At 71.8% G+C, this 13,467-nt stretch carries 12 protein-coding genes; 9 read left to right on the top strand and 3 right to left on the bottom strand.

Features of this window, described 5'->3' with window-relative positions; all coding sequences use genetic code 11:
* Positions 1-207: 207 nt before the first annotated feature.
* Genes ACZ45Q_RS01345 through ACZ45Q_RS01325 form a run of 5 tightly spaced genes read left to right on the top strand, consistent with a single transcriptional unit; the run spans position 208 to position 5,762 of the window.
* Complete coding sequence (locus tag ACZ45Q_RS01345; protein WP_468253719.1) at positions 208-1,833, top strand: peptide ABC transporter substrate-binding protein; 1,626 nt, start codon at positions 208-210, stop codon at positions 1,831-1,833.
* A 9-nt stretch (positions 1,834-1,842) separates the two neighbouring features.
* On the top strand, positions 1,843-2,766 hold the full coding sequence (locus ACZ45Q_RS01340; protein ID WP_468253718.1) for an ABC transporter permease: 924 nt from the start codon (positions 1,843-1,845) through the stop codon (positions 2,764-2,766).
* Positions 2,759-3,736 (top strand): ABC transporter permease, encoded by a 978-nt coding sequence (locus ACZ45Q_RS01335; protein ID WP_468253717.1) that lies wholly within the window; start codon positions 2,759-2,761, stop codon positions 3,734-3,736. Before ACZ45Q_RS01340 ends, ACZ45Q_RS01335 begins: the two co-directional genes overlap by 8 nt.
* 9 nt (positions 3,737-3,745) lie before the next feature.
* A complete protein-coding gene (locus ACZ45Q_RS01330) occupies positions 3,746-4,729 on the top strand; it encodes an ABC transporter ATP-binding protein (RefSeq protein WP_468253716.1) in 984 nt (327 codons plus the stop codon).
* On the top strand, positions 4,722-5,762 hold the full coding sequence (locus tag ACZ45Q_RS01325; protein WP_468253715.1) for an ABC transporter ATP-binding protein: 1,041 nt from the start codon (positions 4,722-4,724) through the stop codon (positions 5,760-5,762). The genes ACZ45Q_RS01330 and ACZ45Q_RS01325 overlap by 8 nt, the downstream gene beginning before the upstream one ends.
* A gap of 151 nt (positions 5,763-5,913) precedes the next feature.
* On the opposite strand, the gene ACZ45Q_RS01320 is transcribed toward ACZ45Q_RS01325, so the two are convergent.
* On the bottom strand, positions 5,914-8,034 hold the full coding sequence (locus ACZ45Q_RS01320) for a S9 family peptidase (protein WP_468253714.1): 2,121 nt from the start codon (positions 8,032-8,034) through the stop codon (positions 5,914-5,916).
* A 179-nt stretch (positions 8,035-8,213) separates the two neighbouring features.
* Between ACZ45Q_RS01320 and ACZ45Q_RS01315 the strand changes: the two genes are divergently transcribed.
* Positions 8,214-8,408, top strand: coding sequence for a hypothetical protein (locus ACZ45Q_RS01315; RefSeq protein WP_468253713.1), 195 nt, complete (start codon positions 8,214-8,216; stop codon positions 8,406-8,408).
* Between the two features lie 22 nt (positions 8,409-8,430).
* Here ACZ45Q_RS01315 and ACZ45Q_RS01310 read toward each other — a convergent pair whose 3' ends face one another.
* Together ACZ45Q_RS01310 and ACZ45Q_RS01305 are read right to left on the bottom strand one after the other, a co-directional pair.
* Positions 8,431-8,640: a DUF397 domain-containing protein gene (locus ACZ45Q_RS01310; RefSeq protein ID WP_468253712.1), complete on the bottom strand. Its 210-nt coding sequence runs from the start codon at positions 8,638-8,640 to the stop codon at positions 8,431-8,433.
* A complete protein-coding gene (locus ACZ45Q_RS01305) occupies positions 8,637-9,521 on the bottom strand; it encodes a helix-turn-helix domain-containing protein (RefSeq protein ID WP_468253711.1) in 885 nt (294 codons plus the stop codon). The genes ACZ45Q_RS01310 and ACZ45Q_RS01305 overlap by 4 nt, the downstream gene beginning before the upstream one ends.
* A gap of 122 nt (positions 9,522-9,643) precedes the next feature.
* On the opposite strand from ACZ45Q_RS01305, the gene mshB reads away from it, so the two are divergent.
* The 3 genes from mshB (at position 9,644) to ACZ45Q_RS01290 (ending at position 13,359) form a co-directional block, all read left to right on the top strand.
* Positions 9,644-10,525, top strand: a complete 882-nt coding sequence (gene mshB / locus ACZ45Q_RS01300) for an N-acetyl-1-D-myo-inositol-2-amino-2-deoxy-alpha-D-glucopyranoside deacetylase (protein ID WP_468253710.1) — start codon at positions 9,644-9,646, stop codon at positions 10,523-10,525.
* Complete coding sequence (locus ACZ45Q_RS01295) at positions 10,522-10,932, top strand: DUF6113 family protein (protein WP_468253709.1); 411 nt, start codon at positions 10,522-10,524, stop codon at positions 10,930-10,932. Before mshB ends, ACZ45Q_RS01295 begins: the two co-directional genes overlap by 4 nt.
* Before the next feature lie 156 nt (positions 10,933-11,088).
* Entirely contained in the window at positions 11,089-13,359 is a 2,271-nt protein-coding gene (locus ACZ45Q_RS01290; RefSeq protein ID WP_468253708.1) for a hypothetical protein, read from the top strand.
* Positions 13,360-13,467: the final 108 nt, after the last annotated feature.

Raw genomic sequence — 13,467 nt, 5'->3', positions numbered from 1 at the left:
GTGCTAGACCCTCCGTCCGCACGACCCTGCACCACCCCCCCCTCCCCCCCCCCCCCCCCCCCCCCCCCCCCCCCCCCCCCCCCCCCCCCCCCCCCCCGGGGCGTTTCCCCGTCCGGAGGACCCTCGTACGGACGGGATGAATGTGCGTTACCAGATACGACCGCCCATAGTGGCGCGTAACGGACAGCGCACATGAGGAGGGACTCCATGCGCGGAGCCAAGCCCGGCAGATGGGCCGCATGTGCGGCGGCCGTCGTCCTCGCGGCGACCGGCTGCGGCTCGGGCGGCGGCAGCGGCGGCGACAGCGGCGCGGTGCTCAGCTCCTCCTGGGGGGACCCGCAGAACCCGCTGGAGCCGGCGAACACCAACGAGGTGCAGGGCGGCAAGGTCCTGGACATGATCTTCCGCGGGCTGAAGAAGTACGACCCGGAGACCGGCGAGGCGAAGGACATGCTCGCCGAGAAGATCGAGACCTCCGACTCGCAGAACTTCACCATCACCGTCAAGGACGGCTGGACCTTCCAGAACGGCGAGAAGGTCACCGCCCAGTCCTTCGTCGACGCCTGGAACTACGGCGCAAGCCTGAAGAACAACCAGCGCAACGCCTACTTCTTCAGCTACATCGACGGCTACGACCGGGTCCACCCCGAGGACGGCGAGCAGCAGGCCGACACCCTCTCCGGTCTGAAGGTCACCGGCCCGCTCACCTTCACCGTCCGGCTCAACCAGAAGTTCTCCACGTTCCCCGAGACCCTCGGCTACCCGGCCTTCGCGCCGCTGCCCCGGGCGTTCTTCGACGACCACGACGCCTGGCTGAAGAAGCCGATCGGCAACGGCCCGTACCAGGTCGACTCCTACCAGCGCGGCTCCCAGATGTCGCTGCGCACCTGGGAGCAGTACCCCGGCGACGACAAGGCGCGAAACGGCGGCGTCGACCTGAAGGTCTACACCGACAACAACACCGCCTACACCGACCTGATGGCGGGCAACCTCGACCTCGTCGACGACGTCCCGGCCGCCCAGCTGAAGAACGTCGAGAGCGACCTCGGCGACCGGTACATCAACACCCCGGCCGGCATCATCCAGACCCTCGCCTTCCCGTACTACGACCGGAACTGGAACAAGCCCGGCTCGGAGAAGGTCCGCAAGGGCCTGTCCATGGCGATCGACCGGAAGCAGATCACCGACACCATCTTCCAGCAGACCCGCACCCCGGCCACCGACTGGACCTCCCCGGTCCTCGGCGAGGACGGCGGCTACGAGGAGGGCCTGTGCGGGGACGCGTGCGACTACGACCCGGAGGAGGCCAAGCGGCTGATCGAGGAGGGCGGCGGGCTCCCCGGCGGACAGGTGAAGATCACGTACAACTCCGACACCGGCTCCCACAAGCAGTGGGTCGACGCGGTCTGCAACTCCATCAACAACGCCCTCGGCAACGACCGCGCCTGCGTCGGCAACCCCGTCGGCACGTTCGCCGACTTCCGCAACCAGATCACCGACCGGAAGATGAGCGGCCCCTTCCGGGCCGGCTGGCAGATGGACTACCCGCTCATCCAGAACTTCCTCCAGCCGCTCTACTACACCAACGCCTCCTCCAACGACGGCAAGTGGTCCAACGAGAAGTTCGACGACCTCGTCGACAAGGCAAACGCCGAGACCGACACCGCCGAGGCCGTGGAGATCTTCCAGGAGGCCGAGAGGGTCGTACGGGACGACATGGCCGCCATCCCGCTGTGGTACCAGAACGGCAGCGCCGGCTACTCGGACCGGCTCTCCGACGTCAGGCTCAACCCGTTCAGCGTCCCGGTCTACCACGAGATCCAGGTCAGCTGAGGGGGCGTCATGGGACGGTACGTCCTCAGGCGGCTGCTCCAGATGATCCCGGTCTTCGTCGGGGCCACGCTGCTGATCTTCCTGATGGTCAACGTGATGGGAGACCCCATCGCCGGGCTGTGCGGGGACCGGGAGTGCGACCCGGCGACGGCGGCGCGGCTCAGGAAGGAGTTCGGCCTCGACCAGCCCGTGTGGCAGCAGTACCTGACCTACATGGGCAACGTCTTCACCGGCGACTTCGGCACCGCCTTCAACGGCCAGCCGGTCACCGAGCTGATGGGCACGGCGTTCCCCGTCACCATCCGGCTGACCATCGTGGCGATCCTCTTCGAGGTCGTCATCGGGATCACCCTCGGCGTCGTCACCGGGCTGCGCCGCGGACGCCCGGTCGACACCTCCGTGCTGCTGGTCACCCTCGTCGTCATCTCCGTGCCCACCTTCGTCACGGGCCTGCTCCTCCAGCTGCTGCTGGGCGTGAAGTGGGGCTGGATCAAACCCTCCGTCTCCTCCGACGCCGCCTTCGGCGAGCTGATCGTCCCCGGCCTGGTCCTGGCCTCCGTCTCGCTCGCCTACGTCACCCGGCTGACCCGCACCTCCATCGCGGAGAACCGGCGCTCCGACTACGTCCGCACCGCCGTCGCCAAGGGCCTGCCCCGCCGCCGGGTGGTCACCCGGCACCTGCTGCGCAACTCCCTGATCCCCGTCGTCACCTTCATCGGGGCCGACATCGGCTTCCTGATGGGCGGCGCCATCGTCACCGAGCGGATCTTCAACATCCACGGCGTCGGCTACCAGCTCTACCAGGGCATCCTGCGGCAGAACACGCAGACCGTCGTCGGCTTCGTCACCGTCCTCGTGCTGGTCTTCCTGGTCGCCAACCTCCTCGTCGACCTCCTGTACGCCGTACTCGACCCGAGGATCCGCTATGACTGAGCCCCGAGCCCCGCAGGGCGCCGTCGCCGGCACCGGGATGGGCGGGCAGATGGACCTCGCGGTCAGCGAGGCCGAGACCCTGGAGAAGACCCCCGGCGGCCCGGACGGCCCCGGCCCCCGGGACCGGCCCCGCAGCCTGTGGTCCGACGCCTGGCACGACCTGCGCCGCAACCCGGTCTTCATCGTCTCCGGTCTGGTGATCCTGTTCCTGGTCGTGATCTCCCTGTGGCCGTCGCTCATCGCCTCCGGCAACCCGCTCCACTGCGAGCTGTCCAAGGCCCAGGAGGGCTCCCAGGCAGGCCACCCCTTCGGCTTCAACGGCCAGGGCTGCGACGTCTACACCCGCACCGTCTACGGCGCGCGCACGTCCGTCGCGGTCGGGGTCCTGGCCACGCTCGGCGTCGCCGTCCTCGGCAGCGTCCTGGGCGGCCTCGCCGGCTTCTTCGGCGGCATCTGGGACTCGGTCCTGTCCCGGATCACCGACGTCTTCTTCGCCATCCCCGTCGTCCTGGGCGGCCTGGTGCTGCTGTCCGTCATCACCAGCAACACCGTCTGGCCGGTCATCGGCTTCATCGTGCTCCTCGGCTGGCCGCAGATCTCCCGCATCGCCCGCGGCGCCGTCATCACCGCCAAGCAGAACGACTACGTCCAGGCCGCCCGAGCCCTGGGCGCCTCCCACTCCCGGCTGCTGCTGCGGCACATCGCGCCCAACGCCGTCGCGCCGGTCATCGTCGTCGCCACGATCGCACTCGGCACCTACATCGCGCTGGAGGCCACCCTGTCCTTCCTCGGGGTCGGTCTGAAGCCGCCCAGCGTCTCCTGGGGCATCGACATCTCGGCCGCCGCCCCCTACGTCCGCAACGCCCCCCACGCGCTGCTGTGGCCGTCGGGGGCCCTCGCCCTGACCGTCCTCGCGTTCATCATGCTCGGCGACGCGGTGCGCGACGCCCTCGACCCGAAGCTGAGGTGAGCCGCCGCCATGCTGCTCGACGTACGCGACCTGCACGTGGAGTTCCGCACCCGGGAGGGCCTCGCCCGGGCCGTCAACGGCGTCAGCTACCAGGTCGACGCCGGTGAGACCCTCGCGGTGCTCGGCGAGTCCGGCTCCGGCAAGTCCGTCACGGCCCAGGCCGTCATGGGCATCCTCGACATGCCGCCCGGCCGGATCACCGGCGGCGAGGTCCTCTTCGAGGGCCGCGACCTGCTGCGCATGAAGGAGGAGGAGCGCCGGAAGGTGCGCGGCGCCGAGATGGCGATGATCTTCCAGGACGCGCTGTCCTCCCTCAACCCCGTGCTGACCGTCGGCGACCAGCTCGGCGAGATGTTCACCGTGCACCGGGGCATGTCCCGCAAGGACGCGCGGGCCAGGGCCGTGGAGCTGATGGACCGGGTCCGCATCCCGGCGGCCCGGGAACGGGTCAGGCAGTACCCGCACCAGTTCTCCGGCGGCATGCGCCAGCGCATCATGATCGCGATGGCGATCGCCCTGGAGCCCAAGCTGATCATCGCCGACGAGCCCACCACCGCGCTCGACGTCACCGTGCAGGCCCAGGTGATGGACCTGCTCGCGGAACTCCAGCGCGAGTACCACATGGGGCTCATCCTGATCACCCACGACCTCGGTGTGGTCGCCGACGTCGCCGACCGGATCGCCGTGATGTACGCGGGCCGGATCGTGGAGTCGGCGCCGGTCCACGACCTCTACAAGGCGCCCGCCCACCCGTACACGCGCGGCCTGCTCGACTCGATCCCGCGCCTGGACGACAAGGGCCGGGAGCTGTACGCCATCCAGGGCCTGCCGCCGAGCCTCACCCGCATCCCGCCGGGCTGCCCCTTCCACCCCCGCTGCCCGATGGCCCAGGACGTGTGCCGCACCGACGTACCGCCGCTGTACGAGGTCACCGAGGCCGGCGCCGACCGGGGCAGCGCCTGCCACTTCTGGAGGGAGTGCCTGCATGGCTGAGCCGATCCTCGAGGTCCGCGGCCTGGTCAAGCACTACCCGCTGACCACCGGCATCCTCTTCAAGAAGCAGGTCGGCGCGGTGAAGGCGGTCGACGGCGTCGACTTCCACCTCGACCGCGGCGAGACCCTCGGCATCGTCGGCGAGTCCGGCTGCGGCAAGTCCACGGTCGCCAGGATGCTGGTCAACCTGGAGCGGCCGACGGCGGGGGAGATCCGCTACAAGGGCGAGGACATCACCCGGCTGTCCGGCAGGGCGCTGAAGGCCGTGCGCCGCAACATCCAGATGGTCTTCCAGGACCCCTACACCTCGCTCAACCCGCGGATGACGGTCGGCGACATCATCGGCGAGGCCTACGACATCCACCCCGAGGTCGCGCCGAAGGGCGAGCGCCGCAAGCGGGTGCAGCACCTGCTGGACGTCGTGGGCCTCAGCCCCGAGCACATCAACCGCTACCCGCACCAGTTCTCCGGCGGCCAGCGTCAGCGCATCGGCATCGCCCGCGGCCTCGCCCTGCGCCCGGAGATCATCGTCGCGGACGAGCCGGTCTCCGCCCTCGACGTCTCGGTGCAGGCGCAGGTGATCAACCTGATGGGCCGGTTGCAGGCCGAGTTCGACCTGTCGTACGTCTTCATCGCCCACGACCTGTCCATCGTGCGGCACATCTCCGACCGGGTCGGCGTGATGTACCTGGGCCGGATCGTGGAGACCGGCACCGACACCGAGATCTACGACCATCCCACGCACCCCTACACCCAGGCGCTGCTGTCCGCCGTGCCCGTCCCCGACCCCGAGGCCCGGGAGCACCGCGAGCGGATCATCCTGTCCGGCGACGTCCCGTCCCCGACGAACATCCCCTCCGGCTGCCGCTTCCGCACCCGCTGCTTCAAGGCCCGGGAGCGCTGCGCCCTGGAGGTCCCCGCCCTCGCCGTGCCCGCGGAGTTCCGGCTGACCTCCGGACCGGCGGCGCACGACTCGGCGTGCCATTTCGCCGAGGAGAAGCACGTGGTGCCCGAGCACGAGGCGCCCTCCTGAGCGCACGACGACGGGCCGGGGCGACATGGCGCACCCCGGCCCGTCTACGGCACCCGCACGGCCGTACGTAGTTCAGTCTGCCGTGTCCGTATATCGGTGCCGCTTCGCTCAAGTTGCCTGCGTGTTAACGGGGTTGGCCCCGTTTGTGAGGCTATGTCAGCCGCAGTGAGCGCTTGAGGAAGTCCAGCTGGAGCCGCAGCAGGTTCTCGGCGACCGACTCCTGCGGGGTCATGTGGGTGACGCCGGACAGGGGCAGCACCTCGTGCGGGCGGCCCGCGGCCAGCAGCGCCGACGACAGCCGCAGCGAGTGGGCGACCACCACGTTGTCGTCCGCCAGCCCATGGATGATCATCATCGGGCGGTGCGGTTCGGCGGCGTCGACCAGGCCCGCGTCGTCGATCACCGAGTTGCGGCGGTAGACCTCCGGCTGCTCGTCCGGGTGGCCGACGTAGCGCTCCTGGTAGTGGGTGTCGTACAGCCGCAGGTCGGTGACGGGTGCGCCGACCACCGCCGCGTGGAAGACGTCGGGCCGGCGCAGCACCGCCAGCGCCGCCAGATAGCCGCCGAAGGACCAGCCCCGGATCGCCACCCGGTCCAGGTCCAGCGGGAAGTCGGCGGCGAGCGCCTGGAGCGCGTCGACCTGGTCCTGGACGACCACCGCGGCGATGTCGTCCCGCACGGCCTTCTCCCAGGCGGGGGAGCGCCCGGGAGTGCCGCGGCCGTCGGCGACGACCACCGCGAAGCCCTGGTCGGCGAACCACTGCGGGGTGAGGTACGCGTTGTGCGCGGCCACCACCCGCTGGCCGTGCGGTCCACCGTAGGGGTCCAGCAGGACCGGCAGGGGGGTGTCACCGGGGTAGTCCGTTGGCATAAGCACGGCGCACGGGACACGCCGTGCGCCCCCCTGGGTGAGGGTGACCCGGGGAGACAAACCGGGATCTTCGGCGTACGAGGGGACGGTCGCCGTCGGTTTTCCGCCCCGCAGCACCTGCGCCCGCGTCCCGGGCCGCTCCAGCGTCGCGGACACCAGGACGGTCACGTCCCCGGCGCGCACCGCCGAGTGCACCCCGGGCTCCTGGGACAGCCGCTCCACGCCCAGTTCGTTCACCCGGTAGACGTGCACCTCGCCGGTCTCGGCGCCGGCCGCCTCCTCGCCGGCGGACGCGCTCACCAGCACGTCGTCGTCGGAGACGTCCAGCACCGCCCGCAGGTGCAACTGCGGTCCCGTCAAAGGCCGTTCGCCGACGGCCAGCCGCCGGGCACCACCCTCGTCGGTGATCCGCACCAGCTGTCCGGACGGGCTCCAGCACGGCACCCCGGGGAAAAGTTCCAGCCATGTTGGATCTTCGTCGGCGTGCACCATCCGGGTCGCCCCCGACTCCGGGTCCACGGCCAGGTACAGCTGGCTGCGCTGATCGCGCGCCTGTACGAGCAGCAGCGGGGCACCCGCCGCTGACCAGTGCACTCGCGCCAGATACGGATAGCGCTCCCGGTCCCAGAGCACCTCCGTGCGCCCCCCGTCCAGCCCGACCACGAACAACCGCACGTCCGCGTTGGCGGTCCCCGCGGCCGGGTACGCGACGTGGTGTGGCTCACGCTCCGGCCGGGCCGGATCGGCGATCCACCACCGGCTCACCGGCGTGTCGTCCACCCGCGCCACCAGCAGCCGGTCCGACTCCGGAGCCCACCAGAAGCCCCGGCTGCGCCCCATCTCCTCGGCGGCGATGAACTCGGCCAGCCCGTAGGTGACGCGCTCGGCGTCCGGCTCGGCCAGCGCGCGGTCGCCGTCGCCCTCGGCGCCGACGACCCGCAGGGCGCCCTGCGCGACGTACGCCACGTGCCGTCCGTCGGGCGAGGGGCGCGGGTCGACCACCGGTCCCCGCACGGGCAGTTCGCGGGCCGTGCCCACCCGCAGCTCGGCCGTGAAAAGCCGCCCTGACAGGGCGAAAGAGGCCAGCTCCACAGCCGAGTCGGTGGCGTAGCCGACGACGCCGGCCCCGCCTTCCCGGCTGCGCTCGCGCCGCGCCCGCTCCTCGGGCGGCAGCTGTTCGGCCGACCCGCCCAGCAGGGCGCGCGGGTCGGCCGCCACGCGCTCCTGGCCGTCCGCGGTGTCGAGCACCCACAGCGAACTCGCCCGGTCCGTACCGGAGGCGGAGCGCAGGAAGGCGACACGGGAACCGTCGGGCGCCACGGTGAACGAACGCGGCGCGCCGAGCGTGAACCGCTGGGTGCGGGCGTGCCGTTTGGGGAAGGAGTCATGCTCGGTCGTCATGCCCTGACCATATTGGCCATGCGCCCCCTTGTGCGGCTGTGCGCCGAGCGATGCGCGCGTACGGATAGTTATGATCGCTAGCGCATAGTGGGTATCAACCAGCTGCCCCCTGTGTGGATTTATCCATCCGGACCGTCCGTACGACCCCATGTCCCTGGGCTCTTTGGAGGTGAGCCGCCGTGGCACTCTCGATTTCGGCGGTGGTGCTGCTGGCGATCATCGTCTTCCTGCTGATCAAGAAGTCAGGACTGAAGGCCGGCCACGCCATCGTCTGCATGCTGCTCGGCTTCTATCTCGCCTCCTCGACCGTCGCCCCGACGATCAACGAGGTCACGTCGAACATCGCCGGGATGATCGGCAGCATCAACTTCTGACCCCGGGCGGACGGTCGCCGGATCAGTCCCCGGCCGCGTAGGGCACGAAGTCGGCCCACGCGCCGGGGGCGAAGGCCAGACGGGGACCGTCGACGTGCTTGGAGTCACGGACGTGGACGGTCCCGGGGTCGGCGGCCACCTCGACGCAGGAGTCGCCTTCGCTACCGCTGCTGTAGCTGCTCTTGAACCAGGCCAGGTCGGAGGCTGCTCCGGACGAGGTCTTGCGGCTCATGTCTCCCCCAGCAGTTGCTCGATGAACGCGGCCGACTCACGAGGTGTGAGGGCCTGCGCCCGGATGATGCCATACCGGAGTTCCAGGATACGGAGCTGCCGAAGGTCGGAAACGGGTCGCCCGTTGGCCACGGCGGGCGAACGTCCGATCGCCGATCCGTCCTCGAACTTGAGTACTTCGATTCCGCCGTCCAGCCCGGCATGCTCGTAGCGCTCCAACGGCATGACCTGAAGCTCGACGTTGCGCAGTCGGGCCGCCTCGAGCAGATGCTCGAGCTGGCCCCGCAGGACGGCCTTCCCGCCCAGGGGCCGCCGCAGTGTCCACTCCTCCAGGACGAAGCTGATGTCGGGAGCCGGGTCCCGTTCGAAGATCGCCTTGCGCGCCACACGAGCTGCGACGAACCGCTCCACTTCCTCCGTCGAGTAGGCGGGTCGCCGCATGGACAGCAGGGCGCGTGTGCACTCCGGAGTCTGCAACAGACCGTGGACGTGGAGCGGATCGTAGAGCTGAAGCTCCACCGCCCGAGCCTCCATCTGCGCCAGGTCCCGCACCTTCTTCGGATACCGGACCTTCCTCACGTCCTCCTTCATCGCCGCGACGAGCCCCCCGGCGCCCAGCACCTCGTCCGCCGCGTCCAGGAACTCCGGCCGGGGGATGCGCTTGCCGCCCTCGATCTTGTAGACGAGGTCCTCGCCGTACCCGACCGCCACCGCGAACTCGCCGACGCGCAGCCCCGCCGCCTCCCGGCGGAGCCGCAACTGCCGCCCCACGGTGGCCACCACCGCCAGCGCCCAGTCGTCGTTCGGATCGACCTCCCAGCCCGGCTCGTCCGGCTGCTCCGCCCCGACCTTGACCCGTACCGCCTCACCGTCCACCGACATGCGCGCCCCTCCGTGGTGCCGTTCCCTACTGTGCGTAGCTGCTTGATTACGCGGTACGTTACGGTGTCGCCGACCGGCCGGGGTGTGCGAACGGGCACCCGGTCCCTCGTAGGGTTGGCCCCATGACGGAACTGCCCTTCCGGCGTCTGCTGCTGGTGCACGCGCACCCGGACGACGAGTCGATCAACAACGGCGCCACCATGGCCAAGTACGCGGCCGAGGGCGCCCACGTCACGCTGGTGACCTGCACCCTCGGCGAGCGGGGCGAGGTCATCCCGCCCGAGCTGCGCCACCTCACCGGCCCCGCGCTGGGCAGGCACCGGATGGACGAACTGGCCGCCGCCATGCGGGCGCTGGGCGTCGAGGACGTCCGGCTGCTGGGCGGACCGGGCCGGTTCGCCGACTCCGGGATGATGGGCCTGCCCGACAACGCCGACCCCGGCTGCTTCTGGCAGGCGGACGTCGACCGGGCGGCGGCCCTGCTGCTGGAGGTCATCCGCGAGGTGCGCCCCCAGGTCCTGGTCACCTACGACCCGAACGGCGGCTACGGCCACCCCGACCACATCCAGGCCCACCGCGTCGCCATGCGCGCCGTCGAGCTGGCCGCCGAGGCCGGCTGCCCGGTCGCCAGGGTCTACTGGAACCGCGTGCCGCGCTCCGCCGCCGAGCAGGCCTTCGCCCGGCTCCACGACGACCTGCCCGGCCTCCCCTTCACCGAGGCGGCCGGCATCGACGACGTACCTGGCGTGGTGGACGACGAGCGGATCACCGCGCGGATCGTCGCCGACGGCACCCCGTACGCCGCCGCCAAGGCCGCCGCCATGCGGGCGCACGCCACACAGATCACGGTCGCCGAGCCGTACTTCGTGCTCTCCAACGAGCTGGCGCAGCCGCTGTTCACCACCGAGTACTACGAGCTGGTGGCTGCCGCCTCCCGCGGACCCGCCCCGGCGGGCGCGCACGAGACCGACCTGTTCGCCGGAATCCCGGAGGCCGTGGCATGACCGACCGCCCCTCGCCGCTCGCCCAGCCGCTGCGCATGCCCTCGCCCGGCCGTGCCCTGCTCTACCTCGCCCTGTTCGTGGCCGGTGCCGTCGTCGGTGTGGCCGGTGCGCTGGTCCAGCCGGCCTGGTTCCCGGGCGGGCTGCTGCTCGCGCTCGCCGCGGAGGCCGGGCTGTGCCTGGGCGCGGCCCGGGCCGTCGGCACCCGGGGCGCCGCCGCCGCGAGCGCCGCCGGCTGGGCGGTCACGGTCTTCCTGCTCCTCACCAGCCGCCCGGAGGGCGACTTCGTCTTCGCCACGGGAGCCGGCTCCTACCTCTTCCTGTTCGGCGGCATCGGTCTCGCTGTGATGTGCGCCACCTTCGCTCCGGTGCGCCAACCCGTTGGGGACACCGTCCGACTTGGGAAGTGACGTACCACTTCGCCCTTGCACGCGCGTGCGAGTCCGGTGTGGGATTCCGCAGCGGCCCCCGGATAAGCGTGACAAGCGGCCAGTATGGTGGTGCGCGCCGCCGAGCTGCCCGCTTGAGGTCGTGACGGGCGGTGGAGCCAACCGGGAGAACCTGCCTTGAGTCGTGAAACTGATCGTCCGTCCTCCGGACCCAACGGGCGCGGCGGTGCCGCGTACCCGTCGGGCACCCCGCCCTACGGGACGCCCACGGCTTCCGATGCCGGTGCGGACGCGGGCCGTTCGGCCGGCCGGCCGGAGGAGCGCAAGACCGAGACGACGCTGACGACCCGGATCCGCATCAACATCCCCGGGTCCCGGCCCATCCCGCCGGTCGTGGTGCGCAAGCCCGTCGCGGATGCCGAGGACGGCGCGGCCGGCACGGACACCGCCGAGACGCCCGAGCCCGGCGCCGCCGCACCCGTCGGCTCCGGCGAGGCGCCGGCCGAGTCCGCGCAGCCCGCCGAGGAGAAGACCAGCGACTGGTTCGCGCCCCGCAAGTCCCCGAGCGCCAAGAGCGGTCAGACCGGTGGCTCGGCCAACGGCACCGGCCCGTCCGCCGGTTCGGGCGCGGGCTCCGGAATCCCGGGCGCCGGTGCGCCTGGTGTCGGTGCGTCCGGTGCGGGCGCGGGGGGCGTCGGCGGTGTCCCCGGTGGTCCGCGTCCGGGTGGCGTCGTCGGCTCCATGAACGCCCCGGGCGGCTCCCGGCCCGGCGGCTCCCAGAGCGGCCTGCCCGGAGCGACCGGCGGCCCGGTGGCGCCCGGACACGGCGGCGGCACCGGCTCCTTCGACGTCACCGAGGCCCTGGCGGCCGGACCGCTCGGCACCGGCCGGCGCGAGTCCCCCGAGGGCGGCACCGGACCCGGCCGCGACGACCTGCCGTACTTCTCGGAGAACGGCCGGGGCGGCCCCGCGGGCCCGACGGGCGGCCCGGCCACGGGGGACGGCCTGCTGCCGTCCTCGCCGGGCGGCGGCCCGGGCGGTCCTTCCGGCGGTCCGGGCGGTCCCGGAGGCCTTGGCGGCCCCGGGGCGCCCGGAGTGCCCGGAGTGCCCGGGGTGCCCGGCGGTCCCGGTGCTCCGGGTGCGCCGTCCGGCCCCGGCGCTCCCACGAGCATGCGCCAGCCCGGCGCCCCCGCGAACATGCGCGGCCCCGGCGGTCCCGGCGGCCCCGGCGCGGGCGCCTCCGCGCCCGGCGCCCGGCTGAGCGACGACACCGCGATCCTGACCCCGCAGAAGCTCGCCCCGGAGCCCGGCACCCCCGGCTACGGCAACCCGGCGGGCAACGTCTCCGGGGACACCCTCACCAGCGGCATCTCCGCCGTACCGGCGGACCACGGCGGCGCCCCGTTCGGCCCCGGCGCCCCGGGCGGCCCGGCGGCGCACACGCCCCCGAAGGCGCCCGAACCGGCCCCGCCGTCGACGGCGAGTTCCTCCAGGCCGCCCAAGAAGAAGGGCCGCAACAAGCTCGTGCTGCTCGCCGGCGGCCTGGTCGGCATCGCCGCCGTCGCCTACGGCGCGGGGCTGCTGATGAACCACTCCGACGTCCCCAAGGGCACCAGCGTCCTCGGCGTCGACATCGGTGGCGGCACCCGCGACGACGCCGTCGAGAAGCTGGACGCCGCCTTCGAGGACCGGGTGAACAAGCCGCTGAAGCTCGCGGTGGACGGCGAGACCGTCTCGCTGCGGCCGGACCAGGCCGGGCTGCGCTTCGACGCACAGGCCACCGTCGACGCGGCGGCCAAGAGCGACTACAACCCCGTCTCCGTGATCGGCTCGCTCTTCGGCAACGAGCGGATCGTGGAACCGGAGATGCCCGTCGACAAGGAGAAGCTGCACGCCGCCCTGGAGGGCGCGGCCGGCGACGCCGGGTCGATGACCGAGGGCACGATCAAGTTCCAGTCCGGCAAGGCCGTCCCGGTGTACGGCAAGCCGGGCAAGGGCATCGACACCGCCAAGTCGGCCGACGCGGTGATGAAGGCGTTCCGCACCCAGGTGGAGACCGGCGACGCCACGCCCGTGAACGTCCCGACCACCACCCAGCAGCCGACGGTCTCCAAGGCCGAGGTCGACCGGATGATGAAGGAGTTCGCCCGGCCGGCGATGTCCGGGCTGGTCACCGTCCAGACCGACGCCGCGCACCAGATCTCCTTCAGCCCGGAGAAGTCGCTGTGGAAGTTCCTCGGCGTCAAGGCGCAGAACGGCAAGCTCGTCGAGTACTACGACAAGGCCGCGCTCCAGGAGCTGTACGGCGACACCTTCGACGGCGTGCTCATCACCCGGGGCACCGGCCAGAAGACCCCGGTCACCGTGCAGGACGTGATCACGGCGCTGCGCCCGGCCCTGACGAGCGAGACCGACCGCGTCGGCGAGATCGACACCGACCCGAGCTGACGCGAGGGCACCGGCGGGGGGGCACCGGACCGCTCCGGGCGCCCTCCGCCGCCCTCCGCCCGTCCGCTGCCTCGCGCTGCCCTTCTGTCCCTGCGTGCCCTTCTGTCC

The organism is Streptomyces sp. NPDC031049, from assembly GCF_055571015.1.
Note: the sequence above shows the minus strand (reverse complement) of the source record. Positions and strands in the feature narration are given on the sequence as shown.

Coding starts and splice junctions, on each gene's coding strand:
- ACZ45Q_RS01335 (WP_468253717.1), top strand. CDS start 2,759: ATGACTGAGCCCCGAGCCCCGCAGGGCGCCGTCGCCGGCACCGGGATG.
- ACZ45Q_RS01330 (WP_468253716.1), top strand. CDS start 3,746: ATGCTGCTCGACGTACGCGACCTGCACGTGGAGTTCCGCACCCGGGAG.
- ACZ45Q_RS01305 (WP_468253711.1), bottom strand. CDS start 9,521: ATGTCGGTGGACGGTGAGGCGGTACGGGTCAAGGTCGGGGCGGAGCAG.
- ACZ45Q_RS01295 (WP_468253709.1), top strand. CDS start 10,522: ATGACCGACCGCCCCTCGCCGCTCGCCCAGCCGCTGCGCATGCCCTCG.
- ACZ45Q_RS01340 (WP_468253718.1), top strand. CDS start 1,843: ATGGGACGGTACGTCCTCAGGCGGCTGCTCCAGATGATCCCGGTCTTC.
- ACZ45Q_RS01345 (WP_468253719.1), top strand. CDS start 208: ATGCGCGGAGCCAAGCCCGGCAGATGGGCCGCATGTGCGGCGGCCGTC.
- mshB (WP_468253710.1), top strand. CDS start 9,644: ATGACGGAACTGCCCTTCCGGCGTCTGCTGCTGGTGCACGCGCACCCG.
- ACZ45Q_RS01325 (WP_468253715.1), top strand. CDS start 4,722: ATGGCTGAGCCGATCCTCGAGGTCCGCGGCCTGGTCAAGCACTACCCG.
- ACZ45Q_RS01310 (WP_468253712.1), bottom strand. CDS start 8,640: ATGAGCCGCAAGACCTCGTCCGGAGCAGCCTCCGACCTGGCCTGGTTC.
- ACZ45Q_RS01320 (WP_468253714.1), bottom strand. CDS start 8,034: ATGACGACCGAGCATGACTCCTTCCCCAAACGGCACGCCCGCACCCAG.